At 55.6% G+C, this 24,164-nt stretch carries 22 protein-coding genes; 8 read left to right on the top strand and 14 right to left on the bottom strand.

The genetic code is table 11. The features are described from left to right. Window positions 1–249 precede the first annotated feature (249 nt). Window positions 250–1,251, top strand: a complete 1,002-nt coding sequence (locus tag BUA85_RS00560) for a hypothetical protein (protein WP_072898471.1) — start codon at window positions 250–252, stop codon at window positions 1,249–1,251. A 59-nt stretch (window positions 1,252–1,310) separates the two neighbouring features. On the opposite strand, the gene BUA85_RS00555 is transcribed toward BUA85_RS00560, so the two are convergent. Further along, the gene (locus BUA85_RS00555; protein WP_072898468.1) at window positions 1,311–1,724 is read right to left on the bottom strand and encodes a VOC family protein; all 414 of its coding nucleotides are present in this window, start codon (window positions 1,722–1,724) and stop codon (window positions 1,311–1,313) included. A 91-nt stretch (window positions 1,725–1,815) separates the two neighbouring features. On the opposite strand from BUA85_RS00555, the gene BUA85_RS00550 reads away from it, so the two are divergent. After that, complete coding sequence (locus BUA85_RS00550; RefSeq protein WP_072898466.1) at window positions 1,816–3,108, top strand: O-acetylhomoserine aminocarboxypropyltransferase/cysteine synthase family protein; 1,293 nt, start codon at window positions 1,816–1,818, stop codon at window positions 3,106–3,108. On the opposite strand, the gene BUA85_RS00545 is transcribed toward BUA85_RS00550, so the two are convergent. Further along, a complete protein-coding gene (locus tag BUA85_RS00545) occupies window positions 3,105–3,752 on the bottom strand; it encodes an SIMPL domain-containing protein (protein WP_165611566.1) in 648 nt (215 codons plus the stop codon). The genes BUA85_RS00550 and BUA85_RS00545 overlap by 4 nt on opposite strands. A gap of 209 nt (window positions 3,753–3,961) precedes the next feature. Here BUA85_RS00545 and BUA85_RS00540 point away from each other — a divergent pair, with 209 nt between their 5' ends. Next, window positions 3,962–6,739: a hypothetical protein gene (locus BUA85_RS00540; RefSeq protein ID WP_072898464.1), complete on the top strand. Its 2,778-nt coding sequence runs from the start codon at window positions 3,962–3,964 to the stop codon at window positions 6,737–6,739. Here BUA85_RS00540 and cobT read toward each other — a convergent pair whose 3' ends face one another. Next, a complete protein-coding gene (gene cobT / locus BUA85_RS00535; RefSeq protein WP_072898463.1) occupies window positions 6,740–7,756 on the bottom strand; it encodes a nicotinate-nucleotide--dimethylbenzimidazole phosphoribosyltransferase in 1,017 nt (338 codons plus the stop codon). Here cobT and cobS point away from each other — a divergent pair. Continuing rightward, entirely contained in the window at window positions 7,744–8,607 is an 864-nt protein-coding gene (gene cobS, locus BUA85_RS00530) for an adenosylcobinamide-GDP ribazoletransferase (RefSeq protein WP_242648964.1), read from the top strand. The two genes, cobT and cobS, sit on opposite strands and share 13 nt — an antisense overlap. On the opposite strand, the gene BUA85_RS00525 is transcribed toward cobS, so the two are convergent. The 8 genes from BUA85_RS00525 to rpiA all read right to left on the bottom strand — a co-directional run bounded on the left by BUA85_RS00525 (window position 8,604) and on the right by rpiA (window position 16,083). After that, a complete protein-coding gene (locus tag BUA85_RS00525; protein ID WP_110559042.1) occupies window positions 8,604–9,293 on the bottom strand; it encodes an FG-GAP repeat domain-containing protein in 690 nt (229 codons plus the stop codon). The two genes, cobS and BUA85_RS00525, sit on opposite strands and share 4 nt — an antisense overlap. After that, on the bottom strand, window positions 9,290–9,613 hold the full coding sequence (locus BUA85_RS00520) for a 2Fe-2S iron-sulfur cluster-binding protein (protein ID WP_072898462.1): 324 nt from the start codon (window positions 9,611–9,613) through the stop codon (window positions 9,290–9,292). The genes BUA85_RS00525 and BUA85_RS00520 overlap by 4 nt, the downstream gene beginning before the upstream one ends. A gap of 190 nt (window positions 9,614–9,803) precedes the next feature. Next, window positions 9,804–11,198 carry a Do family serine endopeptidase gene (locus BUA85_RS00515; protein WP_110559054.1) on the bottom strand — a complete coding sequence of 465 codons (1,395 nt, stop codon included), beginning with the start codon at window positions 11,196–11,198 and terminating at the stop codon, window positions 9,804–9,806. Window positions 11,199–11,545: 347 nt separating this feature from the next. After that, window positions 11,546–11,746, bottom strand: coding sequence for a DUF2065 family protein (locus BUA85_RS00510; protein ID WP_072898460.1), 201 nt, complete (start codon window positions 11,744–11,746; stop codon window positions 11,546–11,548). Beyond that, window positions 11,743–12,621 carry a protease modulator HflC gene (gene hflC, locus BUA85_RS00505; RefSeq protein WP_072898459.1) on the bottom strand — a complete coding sequence of 293 codons (879 nt, stop codon included), beginning with the start codon at window positions 12,619–12,621 and terminating at the stop codon, window positions 11,743–11,745. Before hflC ends, BUA85_RS00510 begins: the two co-directional genes overlap by 4 nt. Continuing rightward, the gene (gene hflK, locus BUA85_RS00500; protein ID WP_072898457.1) at window positions 12,621–13,769 is read right to left on the bottom strand and encodes an FtsH protease activity modulator HflK; all 1,149 of its coding nucleotides are present in this window, start codon (window positions 13,767–13,769) and stop codon (window positions 12,621–12,623) included. The genes hflC and hflK overlap by 1 nt, the downstream gene beginning before the upstream one ends. 73 nt (window positions 13,770–13,842) lie before the next feature. Beyond that, window positions 13,843–15,201, bottom strand: a complete 1,359-nt coding sequence (gene gor, locus BUA85_RS00495; protein ID WP_072898455.1) for a glutathione-disulfide reductase — start codon at window positions 15,199–15,201, stop codon at window positions 13,843–13,845. 93 nt (window positions 15,202–15,294) lie between these two features. After that, the gene (gene rpiA / locus BUA85_RS00490; RefSeq protein WP_072898453.1) at window positions 15,295–16,083 is read right to left on the bottom strand and encodes a ribose-5-phosphate isomerase RpiA; all 789 of its coding nucleotides are present in this window, start codon (window positions 16,081–16,083) and stop codon (window positions 15,295–15,297) included. Between the two features lie 250 nt (window positions 16,084–16,333). Here rpiA and BUA85_RS00485 point away from each other — a divergent pair, with 250 nt between their 5' ends. The 3 genes from BUA85_RS00485 to BUA85_RS00475 are packed head-to-tail and all read left to right on the top strand — an operon-like array spanning window position 16,334 to window position 19,539. Further along, a complete protein-coding gene (locus tag BUA85_RS00485; RefSeq protein ID WP_072898451.1) occupies window positions 16,334–17,707 on the top strand; it encodes an L-serine ammonia-lyase in 1,374 nt (457 codons plus the stop codon). Continuing rightward, window positions 17,707–18,621: a DMT family transporter gene (locus BUA85_RS00480; protein ID WP_072898449.1), complete on the top strand. Its 915-nt coding sequence runs from the start codon at window positions 17,707–17,709 to the stop codon at window positions 18,619–18,621. Before BUA85_RS00485 ends, BUA85_RS00480 begins: the two co-directional genes overlap by 1 nt. Window positions 18,622–18,630: 9 nt before the next feature. Beyond that, entirely contained in the window at window positions 18,631–19,539 is a 909-nt protein-coding gene (locus BUA85_RS00475; RefSeq protein WP_072898447.1) for a DMT family transporter, read from the top strand. Here the strand turns inward: BUA85_RS00475 and BUA85_RS00470 are convergent. Further along, window positions 19,484–20,137, bottom strand: a complete 654-nt coding sequence (locus BUA85_RS00470) for a thiamine diphosphokinase (RefSeq protein ID WP_072898445.1) — start codon at window positions 20,135–20,137, stop codon at window positions 19,484–19,486. The two genes, BUA85_RS00475 and BUA85_RS00470, sit on opposite strands and share 56 nt — an antisense overlap. Before the next feature lie 147 nt (window positions 20,138–20,284). On the opposite strand from BUA85_RS00470, the gene BUA85_RS00465 reads away from it, so the two are divergent. Beyond that, a complete protein-coding gene (locus tag BUA85_RS00465; protein WP_072898443.1) occupies window positions 20,285–22,495 on the top strand; it encodes a hypothetical protein in 2,211 nt (736 codons plus the stop codon). Between the two features lie 51 nt (window positions 22,496–22,546). Here the strand turns inward: BUA85_RS00465 and BUA85_RS00460 are convergent, their stop codons facing one another. Next, window positions 22,547–22,756, bottom strand: coding sequence for a DUF2842 domain-containing protein (locus BUA85_RS00460; RefSeq protein WP_207548123.1), 210 nt, complete (start codon window positions 22,754–22,756; stop codon window positions 22,547–22,549). A 2-nt stretch (window positions 22,757–22,758) separates the two neighbouring features. Then, window positions 22,759–24,051, bottom strand: a complete 1,293-nt coding sequence (locus BUA85_RS00455; protein ID WP_072898439.1) for an adenylosuccinate synthase — start codon at window positions 24,049–24,051, stop codon at window positions 22,759–22,761. Window positions 24,052–24,164: the final 113 nt, after the last annotated feature.

The following is a 24,164-nucleotide window of genomic DNA, read 5'->3' as shown; positions in this document are numbered from 1 at the left end:
CCATACGAAGTTGAAAATATCACAAGCGTATACCGGGGCTCAGATCACGACTGTCAAATTTTGTTCTGCAAATAAATGTCTATTGTTTCCGTGTCGCCTGCAAAACGTGCCTCCAAAACAAGTGTTGAAAAAAACCTAAAAGCTCACATGCTGTTTAGAATAGCTAGGTACCATTCAGTTGTAGTAACAGGCGGTCATCAAAGGCGTCACGAATACAGACATTCCGAAGTTGTTTAGGCAGACCAAAGCATGGCGCGCACAATAGCCTTTAATCAGCCATTCAACATATTGATCGTTGGTCAAGCGGGCCGCTTGCAATATGAAGCCTTGCTTTTTGTGGCATCTCTCAAGGCTATGTCACCGACACTCAAGGGACGTATCTTTGTTGCTGAGCCGCAATTCACCAATCGCTGGGAAAAAGACCCACGTATGCTCGGCGATATCCGTGATGTCTTGAAAGAGAACGGTGCGAAAATCCTGCCCTTTGAGAACGAGCACTTTGGACAATCCTACCCTTACGGCAACAAGATCGAAGCGCTGCTTGCGCTGCCCGAGGGGGAGCCCTTCGTTTTTTTTGATACGGACACTTTGATCACAGGCGATCTGAGCACGGTCCCCTTTGATTTTGAACGTCCCTCGGCATCGATGCGGCGCGAAGGGACCTGGCCGGTGGAGGAGCTTTATTGGCCCGGCTATACGGCGATTTGGAAGTCGCTTTACAACAAGTTTGGGCTTGATTTCGAAAGCTCCTTGGACCTGAGCCAGCCTGACGAATTTTGGGAGAGGTATCTCTACTTCAATGCCGGTTGGTTCTTTGGCAAGTGTCCTCGTCAATTTGGACAACGGTTCCTAGATTTTGCTTTGAAAATTCGTGATGACACGCCGGAAGAAATGATTATTCAGCCGCTTGATCCCTGGCTAGATCAAGTTTCCCTCCCCTTAGTCATTCACTCTTTCGGAGGCGGCCGGCCGGATACTACATTGAACGGGCTCGATGGCGCAATTACGTGCCATTATCGCACCATACCACTCCTCTACGCACGCGAGAGCGACCATACCGTCGCAATTTTAGAATCCGTATCTGCGCCGAATAAGATCAAGAAATGGTTGAAAAATTACGATGCTTTTAAGCGCACTATCTATCAGGGCCGCGGGCAAAAAGTGCGAGCGCTTTTTGATCAAGCCAATTTGCCGAGACCAGAGCGAAAGCTGCGCAATAAGATCAAAGCGGCCGGCTATTGGATGCGGTAAAAGGCCTTGCCCACGGGGCCTTCGGCCGCTTCCACAAAGTATTTAAGCACAAAAGACGATTAACTCGCAAAGATGCCCGTGGTGTCTGCGAAACCCTTAACTTCGATCGGGTTGCCGGAGGGATCGCGGAAAAACATCGTCCATTGCTCCCCCGGTTCGCCTTTGAATCGCACAGACGGGGCGATGATGAAATCTGTTTGGCGCTCTTCCAGGCGACCTGCGAGAGCGGTCCAATCCTCAAGCGGCAAGATGATGCCAAAATGGGGCATTGGTACAAGATGGTCGCCGACTTTACCGGTCGACGCGTTCTCAAACGGTTTGCCGAGGTGCAGGCTGAGTTGATGACCGAAGAAATCAAAATCAACCCATGTATCTGTTGATCGCCCTTCGATTGCACCCAGCGCGTTGGAATAAAATTCTCTAGCGTCCCCAAGATCGGTGACGTGGTAGGCCAAATGGAATGGATGTGGCATGTTTTAGTCCTTTTTGTTCCAAAGCGTTGAGGGTGGCGCGGAATGGCCTTAGACACAGGGGTAACAAAAGACTTTCTTTGGGGAGACCGCAATGACCAATGAAACAAGCTACGGCTTTGATACGCTGCAAATCCACGCAGGAGCCCGACCTGATCCAGCAACAGGCGCACGTCAGGTGCCAATTTATCAATCCACCGCCTATGTATTCCGTGATGCCGAACATGCGGCGGCTTTGTTTAATTTGCAGGAAGTGGGATATATTTATTCCCGTCTGACGAACCCAACAGTAGCCGCCTTACAAGAACGCGTGGCGACACTTGAGGGCGGTGCGGGCGCGGTATGCTGTTCCTCCGGTCACGCAGCACAGATCATGGCGCTTTTCCCATTGATGGGGCCAGGCCTGAATATTGTCGCGTCCTCGCGTCTTTACGGTGGGACCATGACACAGTTCAGCCAGACCATTAAGCGGTTTGGGTGGGAATGCACATTTGTCGATTTCGATGATCTGAAAGCCGTAAAAGCCGCGATTGATGAAAACACGCGCGCGGTCTTCTGCGAAGCGATTGCAAACCCAGGTGGTCACATCACGGATTTGGATGCGATTTCGGCAATTGCCGACGACGCCGGCATTCCACTGATCGTCGATAACACCTCGGCCACGCCTTACCTGTGCCGCCCTATTGAACATGGCGCGACGTTGGTGGTGCATTCGACCACCAAATACCTAACAGGGAACGGCACCGTCACCGGCGGCTGTGTCGTGGATAGCGGAAAGTTCGATTGGGCCGCAAATGATAAGTTCCCATCCTTGAGCCAGCCAGAACCTGCCTATCACGGGCTGAAGTTCGCAGAGACCTTTGGCCCCTTGGCTTTCACCTTCCACGGCATTGCCATTGGGTTGCGCGACCTAGGAATGACCATGAACCCGCAAGCGGCGCATTACTCGTTAATGGGGATTGAGACGCTTTCATTGCGGATGGAGCGCCATGTGGAAAACGCCAAGAAAGTCGCGGCTTGGTTGGAGCAAGACGACCGCATCGACTATGTGACTTATGCTGGCTTGGAAAGCTCACCTTACTTCGGACTGGTAGAGAAGATTTGCCCACGCGGTGCTGGAGCTTTATTCACCGTCGCCGTCAAAGGCGGCTATGAGGCTTGTATTAAGCTAGTCGACAGCTTGGAAATCTTTAGCCACGTCGCCAACCTTGGCGATACGCGCAGTTTGATCATTCATTCTGCAAGCACAACGCACCGCCAGTTGACGACAGAACAGCAAGAAGCGGCTGGCGCCGGTCCGAACATCGTGCGGCTATCGATCGGCACCGAAGATGCCGACGACATTATCGCTGATCTGGACCAGGCGCTGTCGAAAGCAACAGCCTAATCTTCAATGGCGTAAGTCATTGTGACATTGGCAGAAATCGAGATATCGCCCGCGGCGACAGGGACACCTGAGGCGCGGGCGTTTGACATTTCCATGGCAACAGGCGCTACGCGACCTCCGCTTTCGCTCATCGACACAATGCCACCTAAGGACACTCCTGCAGCGTTCGTATAGATCTGCGCTTTCGCCATCGCGTCCGCGACGGCGCGTTCTCTCGCGGCGTTCAAATGAGGCTCTCGATCAGCGACGTCAAATTGCAATCCGTTGAGTTGATTGGCACCATTAGACAAAACCTGATCCAAAATCACTCCAAGCTCGTCTATTTCTGTCACCCGCACCGTGACCATAGATTGCGCAGAGTATCCCGTGATCCGCGACCTATCGGAATCTGCGTTGTAGTCTTGAATGGGGTTTACGCGCAGGCTGCTGGTCTGAATATCAGTTTCGTCAATGCCGGCCTCAAGCAACCCGTCGATAACCGCGCCAATACTGTCGCTCATGCCTGACACAGCCTCCTGCGCAGTAGCGGCAGTATTGAAGACACCAAGCGTGATGTTCGCCATGTCAGGAACGACAGACACATTGCCCGTGCCAGAAACGGTGATGGTGCCACCCTCTGCGGCAGCGCTGGTTGTGCTGAGCATGGTGATTAACCCTATGGTGGCAAGAATTGAGCGCATATTGGACTCTCCGATACATCAAAATTAAGGTCTAAGCCTGTTATGCCCAATCGTTTCGCTATTTCATCGTGAAAAATGAGCAAAACCTTGGATTTGGCGGGAAATTGCTATACCACGTAACTGCGCGGCAAATGCAGGTTTTGCCGATCCGTCGAGAATGCTAAGGGCACACGATGACGCCAAACTTTGCACTATCGCTTTCCTTCGAGGGGATCCGACTTTTGCGTCGGGTGAGCGACGGCTGGCAAATCGTTGGTGAGGTTGCTCCGGATGCTGAGGATTTGGCGACCGAGCTTTCTGATCTTAGAGCAAATGCGGGCGAAGCCCCAGTATTAGCCAAACTGATTATTCCTGCTGATCAGATCAAATTCATGACCATCGATACGGCGCAAACATCGTACGACGATGTGCGTGCCGCCTTGGATGGGACGACACCCTACGACGTCGATCAGCTCGAAATAGATTTTGATCGAACCGGCGGGCGCACGTTTATTGCCGCTGTTGCCAAGGAGACTTTGGAAGAAGCAGCGGGTTTCGCGCGCGAACATGGTTTCGACGTTGCTGCTATTGTTGCAGAGCCAGAACCGTTTACGTTCCGCAACGAGATAGTTTTTGGCGATGCTAATGGCTATGAACGGGCCGCTGCAGGCATGGCAGTTTTACCTGCAATGGACATTGAAGCTGATGCGGTCGCACCAGATGACGAGCGGGAAACCTCAGAAGACAATCAGGACGCCGAAGACGTAGTAGAATCTGCATCTGAGGCGGCGACGGAAGAGACCGCTGAGGAACCAGACTTAGAGGATGTTGAAACTGTCGTTTCAGTGGACGCGGAGACGCCTGAAGAGGAAGAGGTAGACGAAGTCCCGCTTTTTGGAACGCGTCGGACGGTAGAGCCTACCCCTCCGAGTGCCGCTCCAGCGGTTGGTCTGGCCACCGTTGCTGTGGAAAACCCGGCTCCCAAACCTGAAGTCCTGGCCGCTCCCGCACCGGTCGTTGAACCTTCAAAACCGAAAATGGCTCCAAAGGCTAAGCGCAAAAAAGAGAAAGCGTCCGAAGCAGCCGCAATGACTGTGCACGGCGCACGGGCAAAGGTACGCGTCGGCGGCAAGCCTCGGTTCTTGGGTTTGATGCTCACCGCTGGATTGTTGATATTCTTGTTCTTGGTCGCGCTCTGGGCCAACACTCTGAGCGAAGATGGCATCGCCGGTTGGTTCCGCACGCCTGACATTATCGAAACACCTGCGCCGCAGCCGGTCGAAACCGTTGTCGCGCCAGAGGTTGAAGACACAGAAGCTCCATTGGAAACGACGGAAACGGTCGAGGCGTCAACCGACATCGCCCCCGAGCTTCGCGAAGAAACAACGGTTGAAGTTGCTCCACAAGACGTCGCTGCCCCATTGCCTGCGCCAGAATCTCCAGCGGGAACGCTACCGGTTTTGAGAGAGGCCGTTGGTCGGGTTCTTTCCCCTGCGGAGGCTGATCGAATTTACGCCGCAACCGGTGTCTACCAACGGGCACCACGGATGCCTCTTCTTCCGCGCGGTGGTGATCTGGAGGGGTTCATTGAAGCCAAATCGATCTTTGATGAGGGCCGATTGGATCAAATCGCTATCCCTGATCGTGAGGTGATGGCGCCAGACGCCAACATCGCGACGCCGCGCAATCCGCCGCCACCGGGCGTGACATTCGCGCGCGATCTCCGGGGGTTCATTCTGGCCACGCCCGAAGGCACCGTGACACCAGACGGGACAATCGTTTTCTCTGGCGCCCCTGAAAAAATTCCGCCCTTCCGACCTGGAACAGAAATACCAGATGTGGTCGTCGAAAGGCCGCTGACAGGCGGAAACGCTCCGCTTGTGTTGGTGGCTGGGCAACCCCCGAAAGTGCCTCCTTTGCGCCCTGATGGGATTGCGCCTCTTCCCGAAGTCGCTGCGGCTGCTGCCCCTGAAAACACAAACGTTCTCATAGACAATGACGATTTGGTGGTCCTTGCGGGGGCACCGCTGAACCCACCGCCGCTACGGCCTTCTGCCTTGACTGACTTGCAAGCGACGCTCGAACCAGAGGAGCCAACCGTCGTTGAGTTGGAAACTGCGGAGACTGCGGAGACTGCGGAGACTGCGGAGACTGCGGAGACTGCGGAGACTGCGGAGACTGCGGAGACTGCGGAGACTGCGGAGACTGCAACACCAGGCGTAGTCGTCAACCCGACGAATGCTGTGACCCTTGCAGGCGTGAACCTCGCAAACTTCCGGCCATCAATCCGTCCTGCGGCCATAGCCCCTGTTCCGACACCCGAACCAGCGGTCTTAACGAACCTCATCGACACCGCGGATCCAACCTTGGCTGGTTTCCGTCCGAGCGTCCGGCCAACAACGCTCGAAGGACCACCTATCGACCTTCTCGCCATCGCAGACCCAGCACTTGCAGGGTTTAGACCATCGCTCCGGCCGAGTAGCGTGGCACCTGCGGCAACGCCTGAAGCGACCGAGGAAGGGATCAATTCGGTTCTCGCCGCTATCGCGGATGCGGCACCCGCTTCGCCTTTCGTATCGGTGACACGCCAAGCGGTTTTGGTCTCAAAGCGCCCCGATACGCGCCCCCGCAATTTCGAACGCGCAGTTGCGCGAGCAGTCGCAGCCTCAGCGCGCGCGCCGGCTGCACCCGCTGCAGTCGCTTCCGCACCGGCTGTTGCTTCTGGACCCGTCCCAGGAGGCGTTGCTCGGGCCGCGACCATCGACAACGCGATCCGCTTGCGCGAAATCAACCTGATTGGCGTCTATGGACGCCCATCTGATCGCCGCGCCCTTATACGACTGGCGAACGGTCGCTATGTTCGCGTTGAAGTTGGCGATTCACTTGATGGTGGACGGGTCACAGCGATTGGCGACACCGCGCTCAACTACGTCAAACGCGGGCGTACCTACGCGTTACAAGTGCCGGGTTGATCACCCGTCTGCGACGCCTGCCTCGGCAAAGGTCGCCATGCCGGAATGGCAGGCAATCGCACCTTTCAGAACGCCCAAAGCCAATGCAGCGCCTGACCCCTCTCCCAGTCTTAGACCAAGGCTCAAAAGCGGGTCTTTCCCAAGGTTAGACAGGATATTGGCATGCGCGCCTTCAGCGCTCAGATGTCCCGCGACCACGTGATCGAGCGCCCCGTCTTGGGCCGCATGAAGGCTAGCAGCCGCAGCAGAACAAATGAAGCCATCAAGGATCACAGGAATGCTGCAAGACCGTGCCGCTGCAATCGCTCCGGCCATCGCAGCAAGTTCGCGTCCACCCAAACACCGAAGCGCCTGAAGCGGGTCTTTGATCGCATCGGCGTGCAGCGCCAAACCGCGCGCGACCACATCGGTTTTGCGGCTCAAACCAGCGTCATCCACGCCCGTACCACGGCCCGTCCAATCGCCAGCTTCGCCACCAAAGACCGCCGCCGCGACGGCGGCTGCGGAAGTCGTATTGCCGATGCCCATTTCGCCCGTGACAAGCACGTCTGCATTCGGATCAACGGCATTCCAACCGGTTTGAAGGGCAGCCACGACCTCTTCTTCGGTCATCGCGGGGGCCTGGGTGAAATCCGCTGTCGGCGTGTCAAGGTCGAGCGCATGCACATCCATCTTCGCGCCAAACGCCTTGGAGAGCTGATTGATCGCCGCGCCGCCATGTTCAAAGTTTGCCACCATCTGCACCGTGACCTCTGGCGGGAATGCAGAGACACCTTGTGCGCAAACGCCATGGTTACCGGCAAAGATGATCACCTGAGGGGCTTTCATCTCTGGTCGATCTGTTCCGCGCCAGCTGGCGTACCAAATTGCCAAATCTTCCAATCGTCCCAAGGCGCCCGGAGGTTTGGTCAATTGCCCATTGCGCGCCTCAGCACCTGCTTGGGCTTCGGTATTCTTGCCCGGTGCATTGGCCAGAACGGCCCGAAACTCGGCTAAGGTAGAAAATGGCGCGCTCATCGTGTCCTCATTGCGTAATGGTCGCGACATGTCTAACGATCAAAATCGGAAATGAAAGCGCAGAACGAGGCGAGTTTTTGCAAAAAGGCGACACCCCACCTTTGGTCACTTGGGCAGATGTGCCCGCAGCACTTGGGCTGCTCACCCGATTGCCCATTCGCGTTGATACGGATGCGGCGATGGAACGAGGAGCCGCATCGGCTTGGGCCTATCCAATTGTGGGCATTTGCATCGCGTTCATCACGTGGATGTTTGCGTCTCTCTTTCTCTGGCTCGGTTTACCTCCCCTCGTCATTGCTACATTCTGCCTGATCATTCCTGTCGTGCTGACAGGTGCCATGCACGAAGATGGCTTGGCGGATTGCGCCGACGGGCTGTGGGGCGGATGGACCAAGGATCGACGTCTGGAAATCATGAAAGACAGCCGGATCGGTGCTTATGGTGTCCTTGCCTTGGTCTTCTCAGTGATGCTCCGTTTCGGGGCCGTGTTAGGTGTTTTGAGCACAGAGGTATTCTGGCCCGCACTTATCGTCGCGGCCACCGTTTCACGCACCAACATGGTGGTGCTGATGACATTCCTTCCTCATGCAAGAGAGGGCGGGCTGAGCCAATCCGTCGGCAGACCGTCACAAAGCACCATGCTTGTCGGTTGCGGCGTCGCTATATTCGTGACGTTGTTTTTTGCCGGTTGGGCGACGCCGTTCATCTTAGTCGCAGCGGCCCTATCGGCTTTCGCTTGCGCAGCAATTGCAAAGGTAAAGATCGGTGGCCAGACCGGAGACGTTCTTGGCGCGACGCAGCTGGTGACCGAGATTGTGATCTTGATCTGTTTCGCAACAATCGCAGTCTAACAGGTCATCGCGTCTGCAAAGGCTGGGCGGCTTGTATCTGCGCCAATCACCGTCGCTTGGAACGACCCGTCAAACGTGATCGCCAAGAGTTCTGACCAACTGGCGCTTGCCAGGATCATCTCTGGCCCGTCGCTGCAATCTCGAATGCCACCTGCAATGTCAGGCTCCCCAATCCGGTGGTTCGTTACACCAGAAAAATTCGCGACTTCGGTGACGCTGTCGCCGTCAACGCGCACGACGCGCAAGGTCTTTGCCAAATGCGGCCGGTCCACGTAGGCGATTTCGATCTGACCGTCGCCGTCTAAATCAGCAGCGCCGATGATCGCCAGCCACCGAAACCGCGTTCCAATTGGATCGCCTTCTGCAAGTAGACTGATCTGACCGTCCGTTTCATCCCAAATGCGGATCGCGGGACCGGCATTGAAATAAGAAAAAACCGAGATGACCTCTGGCGATCCGTCGCCATCGATATCGACCAACCGAGGCGCCGTGTCTTCGTAGACGCCAGCCTCTGCCTTGGTGGTCAGACGCGCCCCGTCGTCCAATTCGAATGAAAGCTGAGCGTATTCGCCGCCCGGCACCACATAATGTCCATAAGCGCCAGTTGGCTCTAGGTATTCAGCCGCGCGAATGTCGGCCTGTGCTGCCCCAGCCGCTAAAGCACCTAGGGCAATCCAACGGATCAAATCTGTTTTTCCGGCATCTGCACGCGCAAACCATCCAGGTCATCGGTCACTTTGATTTGGCATGTCAGACGAGATGTCTCTGGATTTGGTTCATAGGCAAAATCCAACATGTCTTCTTCCATTGCGTCTTTCGCAGGGATTTTTTCGACCCATGCGGAGTCAACGTAAACATGGCAAGTCGAGCATGCACATGCCCCACCACAATCCGCCTCAATACCTGGGATACCGTTATCACGCGCCCCTTCCATAACTGTCAGGCCGTTTGCAACGTCGACAACATGTTCTTTGCCGCCGAACTCAACATAGGTAATTTTTGCCATTTTGCGCGATTCCCTTCGCAGAAACTCAAATCGTCGCGACATATTTAGGGCAGCACACCAATGAAGGCCAATGCAAATTTACAACGTTATTCAGTTGAAATGCGACAGAGTTTTGCCTTCTCAACATGGATGACGGTTCCATACAAAAAAGGCGGGCCAAGGACCCGCCTCTTTCGGTCTCTAAATGCTGTTACTCTTCAAGGCCGAGCGCCACGAAACGTGGGTCACCGCCACGGCGCACCAGCAAAAGCAAGGACTTGCGTCCGGCTTCCTTCGCTTCTTCGATGCGTGCTTCGAAATCCTCTACCGACGCGACTTTTTGCTGACCGGCTTCGGTGATCACGTCACCTTCCAGAAGGCCCTTAGACGCCGCTTCAGATTCAGGGTCAATCGCAGTGATCACCAGGCCATCTTCACCGGTGATACCGTATTGATCCTGCAACTCTTCCGTTACGACAGACAAGGACAAGCCAAGCAATTCCGTAGATTCAGGCGCCACTTCCTCTTCTGGCTCTGGCGCAGGGAAAGCAACGGCTTCGGCTGTCTCGCGGCGACCCAGCACAACAGTCAGATCGGTTTCATCTCCGCTCCGAAGAACAGTGACGGCCACCTCTTTGCCTACAGGAGAGTTGCCAACAACACGGACCAACTCGCGCGTGTCTTCGATTTCGACGCCATCAAAGATCGTGATCACATCGCCCGATGCCATACCTGCGTCTTCCGCCGGGCCGGGTGGTACTTCTGTCACCAAGGCGCCACGCGCAGTTTCAAGGCCATCAATCGCGTCGACCATATCAGGTGTCACGTCTTGGATGCGGACACCCAGCCAGCCGCGACGTGTTTCGCCAAATTCTTCCAGTTGGTCGACCACGTTAGTGACAACCGCAGATGACATCGCAAAGCCGATCCCAATGGAGCCGCCGTTTGGCGACAGGATTGCCGTGTTCACACCAATCACTTCACCATCCATGTTGAACAGCGGTCCGCCAGAGTTACCACGATTAATCGCGGCGTCCGTCTGGATGTAGTCGTCATACGTACCAGAAAGGGCGCGGTTGCGGGCTGAGACGATGCCAGCCGAGACAGAGAACCCCTGCCCCAGCGGGTTGCCCATGGCCATAACCCAATCCCCAACGCGCGCACCTTCGGCGTTGCTGTCGCCGAACTCAACAAACGGTAGCCCTTCGAGGTCAACCTTCAGCAGCGCGATATCTGTGTTAGGGTCAGTGCCCACCAACTCAGCCGGAACCCCGGGCTCACCCCCGGGATAAAACTCGACCAAAATCTCGTCAGCGCCTTCGATGACGTGGTTGTTGGTGACAATATAACCGTCTTCGGAGATCACGAAGCCGGAGCCTAACGCAGACGATCGACGCTGCCTGTTGTTGTCGCCTTCTGGCTGAAGATCCTCAAAGAAGTCTTCAAACGGCGATCCTTCTGGAACGATGCCTTGCGGACCTGTTTGTCCAGCAACCACTGTCGATGTCGTGATGTTGACCACGCTCGGGCTGACTTGCTCAGCCAAATCGGCAAAGGTTGCAGGACGATCTTGTCCGTAAGATGGTGTTGGGGTGCCTACGGCCATCGCAAGGGCGATGGCAGCGCCTGCAACCAGTGCAGTGATGGTGCGGCGCGGGGCGAGTGACTGTTCTTCGATGACCAATGCCTGTGAACTCACAGCGATCTCCTCAAATGTTTCTCCCTGACAACTCGGGGCTGTCTGAGCTTCCGATGTTCTATGTAGTCCGCGCGAAGTGCAACACCAACGTCAATCGACTTTGGTAAAACTCGCGTGAGTGCAAAAACTGCACAAAACCTAAGGAAATAGTAATATTTTCAGGAATTTAAGAATGCGTTGACGCTAAGTCAGGTTGGTTGAATACGCGCGTTTTTTAGGCGTGGCAAGGCCTGAAAAAGGCATGCGATTTCATGTCATTGCAATCCTAAGGCGCGTGCACACCAGAGCAGTAGCGCCCCCAAAACCATCGCAAAAACACCCATGATCCGCCGTTGATCAATCGGTATCGACCTCAACGCAGCAAGCAGTTGCTCTACAAGCGAAGGGGCCAGTGCGTACACCAGCCCCTCGATCAACAGCACCAATCCTAGTGCTAGTAGAATGTACGCGATCATTCCGTTGCCGGACCTGTGTCAGACTTCAGATAATCGAAGAACTCATTCTCTGGGCTCAACACCATTGTTGAGTTTCCAGGCTGTAATGAACGCTGATATGCGGTCATAGAGCGATAGAAATCAAAGAATTCAGGGTTCGCGCCAAAGCTTTCGGCAAAGATTCGGTTCCGTTCCGCATCCGCCTCACCTCGGGTGATCTCTGCCTGCCGCTGAGCGTCAGAGACAAGTTCAACCACAGTACGGTCAGCTTGCGCACGCACACGTTGGGCTGCCTCGTTACCGCGCGCGATCTCGTCAGCCGCTTCGCGTTCCCGTTCTGCTTTCATTCGCTCGTAAGTGGCGTTCAAGTTTTCCGGCGGAAGGTCGGTCCGCTTCAAGCGCACGTCGATCACTTGCAAGCCCAAAGATTCAGCTTCTGCGATCGCACCGTTCCGGATTTGCAGCATCAAAGCTTCACGATCTGTGGAAAGAATGTCGTTGGATGACACCGTACCCAAAACTTCCCGTGTTTCCGCACGCAGGATGGAGTCGAGACGACGGGCCGCAACCTCTTCACCGCCGGCACCAACAGCTTCACGGAATTGGGTGACATCGGAAATCCGGTAGCGTGCGAAGGCGTCAACTACCAAACGACGATCATCGGAAGGCGTGACTTCGATTGGGTCGAGGTCACGGCTCAAGATACGGTCGTCATAACGGACGACATCTTGGATCAGCGGCACTTTGAACCCAAGGCCGGGTTCCTCTTTCACCGTGATGATCCGGCCAAACTGGAGCACCAGCGCCTTCTCACGTTCGTCAACGATAAAGACCGAGGACGCTGCAAGAAGCAGAACAACAACGGCTGCGGGGAGAAGAAAAGCTGTCTTACGCATTAGTTCGACCCTCCGTTTGAGTTGCTGCGCAGTTCATTGAGAGGCAGGTAAGGCACGACGCCATTGCTGCCTTCGCCTGTTTCATCAAGCAGGATGATGTCCACCCCACCAAGCACCTGTTCCATCGTTTCCAGATACAGTCGTTTGCGGGTCACTTCTGGCGCCTTCTCATATTCGGACAGAACCGCGCTAAAACGGCTCGCCTCACCGACGGCTTCGTTCACGACCTGAGCACGGTAGGCTTCGGCCTGTTCCAATAGCTGCGCTGCTTCACCTCGCGCACCAGCAACGCGCTGGTTCGCATAGGCATCCGCGACGTTCTGCAAACGGTCACGCTCCTGTTCGGCGTCCTGAACCTGACGGAAGGATGCGATAACCGGCTCGGGCGGGTCAGCTTTGTCAAAATTCACACGGACGATGTTTACGCCGGAATTATAGCTATCGAGCGTGGTTTGGATTTGATCGCGCAGACGATCCGCAATGGCACCACGGTCCCTGTTAAGGATCGGCGCAAGGTTCGATTGTGCGATAATCTCCCGCATCGCGGACTCTGACACAGCTTCAATCGTTTGGGCCGGATCAGCGAGGTTAAAGAGATATTCAGACGGGTTGGAGATGTTCCAAACCACTTGGAAATCGACATCGACGATGTTTTCGTCACCAGTCAGCATCAAACCAGCATCACCGCCAGCGCGGCCTGTGCCCACTTCGATGTTGCGTTCCGTTGTAACTGCCAAGACTTCACGCGTAACGATTGGCCAAGGTGCGAAGTTCAATCCAGGTTCACCAATTGCGGATTCGCTACCAAGCAAAAGCTCAACAGATTTTTCTTCCGGACGCACCGTGTAGAACGATGCAAACAGCCAAAGAGCCACCAGTGCCAAGATACCCAAACCGACGGTGCCGCGTGTTATCGCCGGACCGCCGCCGCCGCCGGAACCACCCGACGCATTGTTGGAGCCGCCACCGCCGCCCATCAGAACGCGGAGCTGTTCGCGCCCTTTGTTGACGAGATCGTCGATTTCAGGGATCTGCGGGCCATCTTGACCCGGTCTACGGTCAGGGCGATTGCGGTCGTCACCGCTACCATTGTTCCCGCTGCCGTTGTTACCACCACCGCCCCAAGGGCCGCCGTTGTTTCCTGCCATGTTCTGGTATGCTTCCTTGCTAATCGCCCGCGAGGCGAGCCTTGCGCTTAAAATGATACTTTTTATCGGGTTTTCAAGTTTCCCGCACCGGTTCTTTCATCGTCACCAACTCTTCCGCCATTGTCGGGTGAACAGCGACCGTTTGGTCGAATTGTTCTTTGGTTGCCCCCAATTTAACGGCGATCCCAGCAAGCTGGATCATCTCACCCGCGTGGTCCGCGACGATATGACATCCCAAGACCTTGCGGTTGGCCTTACTCACGATCAATTTCATCATCACGCGATCTTCGCGCCCCGCAAACGAATGGTTCATCGGCTTAAAGGACGTTGAATAGACTTCAATCGGTTCCTGAGCCGCGGCTTCAGCTTCAGTCAGGCCAATAGTTCCAAATTCAGGCTGGGTGAACACCGCGGATGGGATCAGTTCATGATCAACCGGCGTTGGGTTCCCTTTGAACACCGTTTCGACAAAGGCCATGCCCTCACGGATCGCGACCGGAGTAAGTTGAACCCGATCGGTCACATCGCCTACCGCGTAGATGGATGGCACCGACGTTTGACTGTATGCGTCGACAACAACCTCACCTTTCTTGCCGAGCGTTACGCCAGCGTCTTCCAGCCCCAGGCCAGAGGTATTCGGCCCTCTGCCCGTGGCGAACATAACCTGATCGTACATATGCTCATTGCCGTCGGTATCTTTGACCCAGATGCCGCCGTCGCGTTTATTCATCTCAGCAACATTGAGGCCGAGCTTGAGGTTCACGCCCTTCTCAACCATACCAGCAGCGATCATCTCGCGTGCTTCATCATCAAATCCACGCAGGATTTGTTCACCGCGGTAGAATTGATCAACCTCGACGCCCAAGCCATTCATAATGCCCGCAAATTCCGAAGCAATATAGCCACCGCCCACGATCAGCATCTTTTTAGGAAGCTCATCCAGCAAGAACACTTCGTTTGACGTAATCGCATGTTCCGCGCCGGGGATGTTCGGCACGGTCGGGTGCCCGCCCGTCGCGATCAGAATATGCTTTGCTGTAAATTCACTGCCGTCGGACAAGGCGACCGTGTGCGGATCTTTCACAACCGCACGGGCGTCATGGATGGTCACATCGTTCGAGTTGAGGATGCGGCGATAGATGCCTTCAAGACGCTCCAGTTCCGCGTGAAGCTTCGGACGGAAGGTGGACCAGTTGAAATCTCCTGCATCCACCGTCCAACCATACGCTTCAGCATCGTCGAACATCTCGCTGAAAAGGCTCGCAAAAACCATCAGTTTTTTCGGCACACACCCGCGAATAACGCAAGTGCCGCCCATCCGAAACTCTTCCGCCAACCCGACCTTGGCGCCCGTCGCCGCCGCAACGCGCCCAGCGCGCACGCCACCAGAGCCACCACCGATCACAAAGAGGTCGTAGTCAAAAACCGCCATCGGGTCATCCAATCCTTGAGTAAATTCTTGACCGACTACCTAAGCGGGTCTGGCACAGGTTTCAACGGCGATCACCGAAGCGTGCACCAGCGGTCAGTCGGCGGCTTCGATAAAGATATTGCCATCATCTAGGAAATCGAACTGAATCTCTTCTGTCGACCCTTTGTTGATGTCACGCACCTCAACCTTCCCGTCAGCAGAGCCAATCACCAAAACATCGCAGATATCAATGAATAGGCCGTTTTCAACGACACCTGGGATTTGATTCAGGACAAGGCTGAGTTGTCGCGCATTGCCGATCCGGTTGAGGTGTAAATCAAGGATGTGATTGCCCTCATCCGTGACAAAAGGCGTATCCCCATTCATCCGCAGCGTCGAAGACGTGCCAAGCACATCAAGGCTAATGAGTGTTTCTTCAACCAGCGTCTTTGTCGTTTGCCAACCAAATGGGATCACTTCGATGGGGAGCGGGAACGCGCCCAACATCCCTACCTGCTTTGAGATGTCTGCAATAACCATCATCTGATCAGAGGCTGTCGCGACAATCTTCTCTTGAAGAAGCGCACCGCCACCACCTTTGATCAGATTGAGGTCGACATCATATTCATCCGCCCCGTCAATCGTCAGATCGAGCCACTTCGCCTCATCAAGACTGATCACTTCGATCCCGACATCTCGCGCCAACTGAGCGGTACGCGTGGACGTAGGCACACCTTGAATTCGCAATCCTTCGTCACGCACCATTTCGCCCAAACACCGCACCAACCACGCGGCAGTGGACCCAGTCCCGAGCCCCACTTTCATCCCCGAATGCACATAGCTCGCAGCCCGTTTAGCCGCGACGAACTTGGCCCTGTCGATGGGTGATAGGTCTGAAGACATTTGGCAGCTCCCGTCAGTTAGCAAGACTATAGGGGAGTTCGCGGAGCCGCGCGAGAGGGATCAATCCAAATTCTCACCAGCATCTTCGGCAAATTGGTCGTTGGTGTCGCATTCGGCATACATTTTCTGTCTCAACCGCACTACTTCAAGCATGTGAAAGAATCGTTTCGTCGTCAGCCCTAGCGGTAAAGCGAACACGTCCAATCTAGCACACTGTTAACTTGCATTCGCCCGAAGGAAGCGCGCTCTCATGTTCCTATCTGTTTTCGATATGTTCAAAGTCGGCGTTGGTCCGTCCTCTTCTCACACAATCGGGCCCATGGTTGCGGCCAATCGGTTCTTGGATCACTTGCGCGCGCAACCCTTCAACATCGCAGGCGTTCGTGCGTCCCTGCACGGGTCGTTGGCCTTTACAGGTGTTGGCCACGCCACAGATCGTGCGGTGATCCTTGGCCTCGCCGGGATACGTTCTGATGCGTATGACGCGGATCGCGCCGAGGCAGAGCTGGCCCGCATCTCGCAGGAAAAAACGGTCGAGCCTGCTGGGCTCGGAAGCCTTAAGTTCGATCCCGCCAAAGATGTAATTTTTGACTATGACAACATCCTTGCCGGACATGCCAATGGGATGAAGCTCTACGCCACCGACGCGCAGGGCGACGTCATCATCGAAGAGACATATTATTCGATTGGCGGTGGATTTGTTCTGACAGCTGCCGAACTGGCAGATGGCAAAGACACTGATAGCGGGGCACCCGTCCCCTTCCCGTTCCATACCGCTGCCGAGATGCTGGAGATGGCCGCTTCTTCGGGCAAATCCATTGCTGAAATGAAGCGCGCCAATGAGTTGTCCCGTATGCCAAATTCAGATCTGGATTCAGGATTGTCCCGCATTTGGCAGGTGATGAATGATTGCATTGATCGCGGCCTTGCAACGGAAGGCATTCTTCCGGGGGGCTTGAGCGTAAGGCGTCGGGCCAAAGGCATTTACGATGCGTTGATGGCCGAGCGTGGCATGAACCTAACCGCACCCCATACGATCAACGATTGGATGTCGACCTATGCGATGGCCGTGAATGAGGAGAACGCGGCAGGCGGTCAGATTGTGACCGCTCCGACCAATGGCGCTGCCGGTGTTGTCCCAGCGACCATCCGCTACTGGCTTGACCACGTTCCGGACGCGACCGTTGGACGGGTTCCTGAATTCTTGCTGACCGCAGCGGCGATTGGCGGGCTGATCAAATACAACGCTTCGATCTCCGGAGCTGAATGCGGGTGCCAAGCCGAAGTGGGCAGTGCGGCAGCCATGGCCGCTGCGGGTCTCTGCGATGTTATGGGCGGCACGCCAGAGCAAGTTGAGAATGCAGCCGAGATTGCATTGGAGCATCACCTCGGAATGACCTGTGACCCCGTCAAAGGGTTGGTTCAGGTCCCATGCATCGAACGCAACGGCCTTGGCACAATCAAAGCGGTGTCCGCTGCATCACTCGCCATTCGCGGTGACGGCAAACATATGGTCCACCTTGATGTCGCGATCGAGACGATGCGCCAAACCGGTGAAGATATGAACGCTAAATACAAAGAAACGGCCTTGGGTGGCTTAGCTGTCAACGTACCGAACTGCTGATGGGGGATCGCGTCCTTCCAGCCATGGCCCTGATGATCGGGTTTTGCATCACAGCCCCGCTGCTGGACGTGTTTGCCAAACTTGCCGCCGAAACCATCCCAGTCGGCCAAATCACTGCGGCGCGCTTTATCGTTCAGGCCGCGCTGATGTTGCCTCTTTGCTGGTTTGTCGGTCAAAGCGCGCTCATCGCACGCGCGCAACTGCCATTGATGATCGCCCGGTCGGTCTGCCTTTTGGCGGCAACCTATTGCTTTATTGCCGCCATTCGCGTCATGCCCATCGCAGATGCACTGGCGATTGCCTTCGTCGAACCCTTCGTCATCTTGCTGTTGGGGTACCTCGTGTTCCGCGACAAGATCGGGCCAAGGCGCGTCATGGCGAGCGCCGTGGGATTTGGCGGCGCGCTGTTGGTCATTCAACCCAGCCTCGCAGCCTTTGGTTGGGTGGCTTTATACCCGCTGGCAACCGCCTTCACCTTCGCGGCCTATATGATCATCACGCGCGGTCTAACAAAAACGGTTGGCCCGATGACCATGCAGTTCCAAACCGCGCTGATCGCAACGGTGCTCTGCCTGCCGATATTGGCATTGGGTAACGGCTCTGGCCTCAGCGACATTGATCCCGTTTGGCCTCAAGGTATCTTTTGGGTCTGGTTGATTGGTGTCGGTGTGGCCGCTGCCGCATCGCACCTGATGATGACCTATGCGCTCGGCATGGCTCCGGCGAGCACGCTCGCCCCGCTTCATTACCTCGAAATCGTCACCGCAGTCATACTTGGCTTCCTAATCTTTGGCGATTTCCCAAATTGGCTCACATGGATAGGCATCGCGATCATCGTTGGTTCCGGTCTGTATGTCATCTACCGGGAACGCCAAGACGGAAGACAGATTGCACCCCTGCCCGCGCAGCCATAGGGTCGGGCCATGCAAACGGACCGTCCATTCTTAGGCATCCTTCTGATGCTTGGCTTTTGCGTGTTGGCACCGCTCGGTGACAGCGTCGCAAAACTCTTGGGCGGACAGGTTGGCCTTGGGAAATTGCTTCTAACCCGATTTCTGATCCAAGCGGTGATACTGATCCCGATCGTTCTTTGGGCCGGTCGCCGCCTATGGCCGCCACAAGGGACGTTTGGCCTAGTCCTCGCCCGAACTGTCCTTCATATCATTGGCATCGGCTTGATGTTCTCCAGCTTGCGGTTCCTCCCCTTGGCGGATGCACTCGCGATCGCCTTTGTCATGCCATTTATCATGTTGCTTCTAGGGAAACTGTTCCTGAACGAAGAAGTCGGCCCACATCGCCTAATCGCATGCGCTGTCGGGTTTGTCGGCACCCTGCTCGTGATCCAACCCAACTTTGCCGAGGTTGGTTGGCCCGCGCTTTTACCATTGGGCGTTGCTGTTACTTTCGCCTTTTTCATGCTGGTCACGCGCAAAATCGCAAAAGAGCTCGATCCCATTGACCTGCAAGCCATCAGCGGGCTTCAGGCAACCGTCATTCTGCTGCCCTTGTTTTGGGTTTTTGCGGATCAACCAGAGGTGACGAAACTCACGGTAAGCACCGAAGTTTGGTGGCTCCTCTTGGCACTGGGCCTGTTAGGTACGGTCGCTCATCTGATGATGACATGGAGTCTGCGCTTCGCACCGGCCTCCACCCTCGCGCCGATGCAGTATTTGGAAATCCCATTCGGGACGATCATCGGATGGATGGTGTTCAAAGACCTGCCCAACGGCCTCGCAGCGCTTGGCATTCTGATCACAATTGGTGCTGGGCTCTACGTTATCTTGCGCGAACGGCGTCTATCGCAGCCCTCAACTGGTCCCGCGGAAGCGTAACCGCGACGGCCCCTCTCACACTGATCCGCGCAGGCGCGCTGATGGTCTGGTTCGAGGAACTGATGATCCCCGCCATGCTGAGCACTGTCTGATCCAACTCCCACTTCAACCCTTCGCTACTCACGACACTTTCGATCAATGGCAGAACAGCAAGCGGCGTTTGCGTCGGCACGGCAAGCGACACCTCGCGATCTTTCAAAACAAAAACAACATCGTCGCTGCCCAGAAACACAATCGGGCGGTCAATATGTGCCAAAGCGCTATGCAATGCGGCAAATGTGTGGTCGATCCGATCCCCAATGAAACCAACACCCAGCACAACCGGAGCCTGAATATGCCGAAGCGATTTACTCAGATCGGTGGTGTCTTGCTCATTAATCTGGTGCAGGACGTCGGCATATTTCGCCCGCGCCGCATCAGAAATGCTGTCTAAATCACCAAATATAGCGGTCGGTGCGATATCGGCAGCAAGAAGATGATCCGCACCGCTGTCCGCCGCGACAACGGTTGGCGCAAGCGCCGTGGTAATGCTAAGATCATCAGGCCCAAGTTGAGCACCACCAACCAAAGTGACTGGTTCGGAACGTTCAACAATCACGTTGCTGCCCCTTTATTTGCGGATTTTCACAAACATTCCTCAATTGGGTCACGAAAACACACCGTCCGTTAAGGCATTCTTGATCGGAATATGAACCAATACTTGGCAAATTGCACCCACTTGGGTTCGAAGAAAGCGAGCGAATAGATGGTTGAGTCGAGCAAGATTCTTACGGTGTCCTACGGAACCTTCTCCTGCACGTTGGAGGGGTTTGACGATTCCTTCTCGACGATGAAAGCAATCGCGGAATACTTCCGTGATCTGGCTGAACGGGATCGCTACTTCGGTGCTGAGCCTCCGACCCCGGATGCTGAAATGCTCACTCGTATCGCTGAGCGTGAGATCGAACGCCGAGTGGAAGCGAGGACAGACGATTCCGGTATCGTTCTGCGCGCTGCCGAAGCCGTTGCAGAAGACGCCGCCAATGTTCCTGCGATGCCGCCAGTTGCGCAGCCACCTGCCGAAGAAACTGTTGCGGAGATTGATGTTGCAGAAGCTGTTGAAGCCGCTGAAGCGAAAGTCTCAGAAATCGAAGCCGAAGAAGTAGAGGCTATTGAACCAGCAGACTTCCAAGCAGAAAGCGATGAAGAAATGGATGTGGCCGCTGAGACCACTTTCGAAGACATGGCGCCCGAAAACATGGATCGCGCTGAACCGCACCCTGACGCAAGCAGTGTAGCAGCCAAACTGCAGCGTATTCGCGCAGTAGTAGGTGGTGCCGCCGGAGCCGAGCTGATCGCGAATGCGACAGATACAGACAACGCACCTGAGCCATTTGATTTCACCGACACAGAAGATGCAGAGGCGGATGAAGCCGATGCCGAAGTTCCAGAGATTGAAGAGATACTAGAAGAAGAAACTTTGGAAGCTGAAGAGGACGCAGCCGAAGAACAGCTGGCCTCCGAAGAACCTTCCGCCGTGGACGCGGTTGAAGACGTGGCGACCGAAGAGACAGTCACAGAGGATGCTATCGAAGAAATGGCAACCGAAGAGGAATCGGTTGCTGTGGAAACAACCGACGACCTCGAAGCGGCCGAAGAACTGGTCGACGAAGACCAAGGTGACGAAGAAGCCGAAGCGTTTTTTGCTCAGGCAGAGGAAGACGACGATGCCGTAACCGACGAAGAGGTCGCTGCTGAGACACCGTTCAGCGCCATCGACACGGCTCTTATCGCTTCAATCGCCGCTGGCGCTGCGGTCAGCGGACGCGATGACGATGATGCGGACGTGGAAGCGGTTGATGACAAGGTTGAAGACGAGCCAAAGCCATCGCTGCGCGCTCGCATCCTTCGCTCGAAAACGCCTGAAGCCGAAGACGTCGCTGAGACGGACGAAGAGCCTTCAGAGATCAAGCTAGAGGACGTGGTCGAGGCAATCGATTCCACATCGACAGAAGTTGAAGAAGAAGTTGCTGCCGAAACCACTGAAGGCGTAAGCATCGCGACGCTGGACGGCGCGGATGAGTTGAAAGACTTTGACGATCTGCCGGAAACATCGCTCTCGGACGAGGACGAAGCAGAACTCCAAGCTGACCTTTCTGCCGCTCTCGAAGACGACAACATGTCCGAAACACTCGACATCGAAGAAGAGACTGCAGAGGCAGCAGAAGAGGTCGCGGAAATCGAAGCCGTTGACGAAGCGCCGTTGCGGTTGACAGAAACGGTTCCATCCGAAGACGCAGTCGCATCCAAAAGCCTGCCCGAAAACAGCGACGAAGCGATGTCGCGCATTATGGATCAAGCGGATGAGCAACTGTCCGAACCAGAAGGCAGCCGCCGCCGCAACGCAATCGCTCAACTAAAGGCCGCCGTTGCCGCAACAGAAGCGGCGAAGCAACTGGGCGACGCAGCCGCGACACCCGAAGAAGCTCAGCAAGAATTCCGCAAAGATTTTGACGAGGTGGTCCGCCCACGACGCGCAGATTCTCTGCCTCGCACCGAGGTTCGCAAAGAACGTCCACGCCCGGCACCGTTGAAACTGGTAGCTTCCCAGCGCATCGACGATGACGCAAATACAAACGCGAGCCCTGTGGCCCCGCGCCGTATCGCAGCACAAGACGATGCAGCGGCAAGTTCAAACAACTTTGCAGAATACGCAGAGGAAGTCGGCGCGAAGGAACTGCCTGATCTTCTTGAAGCCGCTGCTGCTTACTCCGCTTATGTGGAAGGAAACGAGGATTTCTCCCGTCCGCAAATCATGCGTTGGGTTCAGCAATCCGCCGCCGAAGAATTCAGCCGCGAAGACAGCCTGCGGTCCTTCGGGACATTGCTGCGCGATGGGCGCATAAGCAAAGTTCGCAATGGTCGGTTCCAGGTCACAGAACAGACGCGGTTCCGTCCCGAGCAAAAAGCGGGCTAAATCAGTTCTAGTCAGAAACAATGGCGGTCAGAGATATCTGGCCGCCTTTTTCTATTGATCCGGGTCAGGTTGCCCGATGCCTTTGAAAACCCACTTCAATGGGAAAACCCAGCCGATGCCCAGCCCTACATAGAGGAAAAACTCTATCACTAATGGAAAGCGCGGTGCCGTGCTCATCACTGTTACAGCCAACATGATGTAAGCTGGCACGCCGACCACCAGGATCAGCAACGACAGTCGTTTGCGGCCCTTATAGGTCATGGTCAGTCAGCGAATGGATCAGTGACAAGGATTGTGTCCTCTCTCTCTGGTGAGGTGGACACTAGCGCGACAGGACAGTCGATCAACTCCTCAATCCGTCGCACGTATTTGATTGCTTGCGCTGGCAAATCCGCCCAAGACCGCGCGCCTTCGGTGGATTCGTTCCAACCTGCCATCTCTTCATAGATGGGGGTGCAACGCGCTTGCTGATCAGCGGCAATGGGCAGGTAGTCGAGGCGGTCGCCGTCTAATTCATAGCCAACGCAAATCTTCAGCGTCTCGAAACCATCCAAAACATCAAGTTTCGTCAGCGAAATCCCATTCACGCCAGACGTCGCGCAGGTTTGACGCACCAAGACCGCATCAAACCAACCACAGCGGCGTTTGCGTCCGGTAGTCGTGCCAAACTCATGGCCCCGCTCGCCAAGGCGCTGACCGTCTTCATCTTCCAACTCTGTCGGGAATGGTCCTTCACCGACGCGGGTGGTGTAGGCCTTTACAATGCCAAGGACGAAATCGATTGAACCGGGACCAATACCCGTACCTGTTGCCGCTTGACCGGCGATCACATTGGAAGAGGTCACAAACGGATACGTTCCAAAATCGATGTCGAGCAACGCGCCTTGTGCACCCTCAAACAATATGCGTTTTCCGGCTTTGCGCTTTTCATTCAGAATTTTCCAAACAGGCGCCGCATATTGCAGCAAATCCGGAGCGATTTCAGCGAGTTGGTCCAACAGGCTCGCGCGATCGATCTCTTCGAGACCCAAGCCCCGACGCAGAGCATTGTGGTGCAAAAGCGCGCGATCAACGCGTTTCTCCAGCGTCGCCGCATCTGCCAAGTCAGCGACACGGATGGCGCGGCGTCCGACTTTGTCTTCATAAGCCGGACCAATGCCACGACCGGTGGTGCCAATCTTCGCAACAGAATTTTGGGCTTCGCGGGCGCGATCCAATTCACCGTGGAACGGCAAGATCAGCGGCGTATTTTCCGCCACGATCAGATTGTCGGGGTTTATGTCGACGCCTTGCTCGCGAATGCCTGCGATCTCTTTCAAGAGGTTCCAAGGATCCAAAACCACACCATTCCCGATGACGCTCAACTTGCCGCCGCGCACAACACCCGATGGAAGCGCGTGCAACTTGTAAACATCGTCGCCAATGACCAGCGTATGGCCCGCATTGTGGCCGCCCTGAAAGCGCGCCACCACGTCGGCCCGTTCGGACAACCAATCTACAATCTTGCCCTTGCCTTCGTCGCCCCATTGCGCGCCGACAACCACAACATTCGCCATTCGCCTGTCCTTTCAAACGGAAAAACCCCGCGCCCCTATATCGCTCTGCTACCGGCAGCGAAACCGCTAAATGCGCCTTCCCCTAGACAAGAGGCGATGAGTTTGCTCATGGT

This window comes from Cognatiyoonia sediminum, assembly GCF_900129845.1.
In the GTDB taxonomy this organism is placed as follows: Bacteria; Pseudomonadota; Alphaproteobacteria; order Rhodobacterales; family Rhodobacteraceae; genus Cognatiyoonia; species Cognatiyoonia sediminum.
The sequence above is the reverse complement of the archived record's forward strand: the minus strand, read 5'-3'. Positions and strand labels throughout refer to the sequence as shown.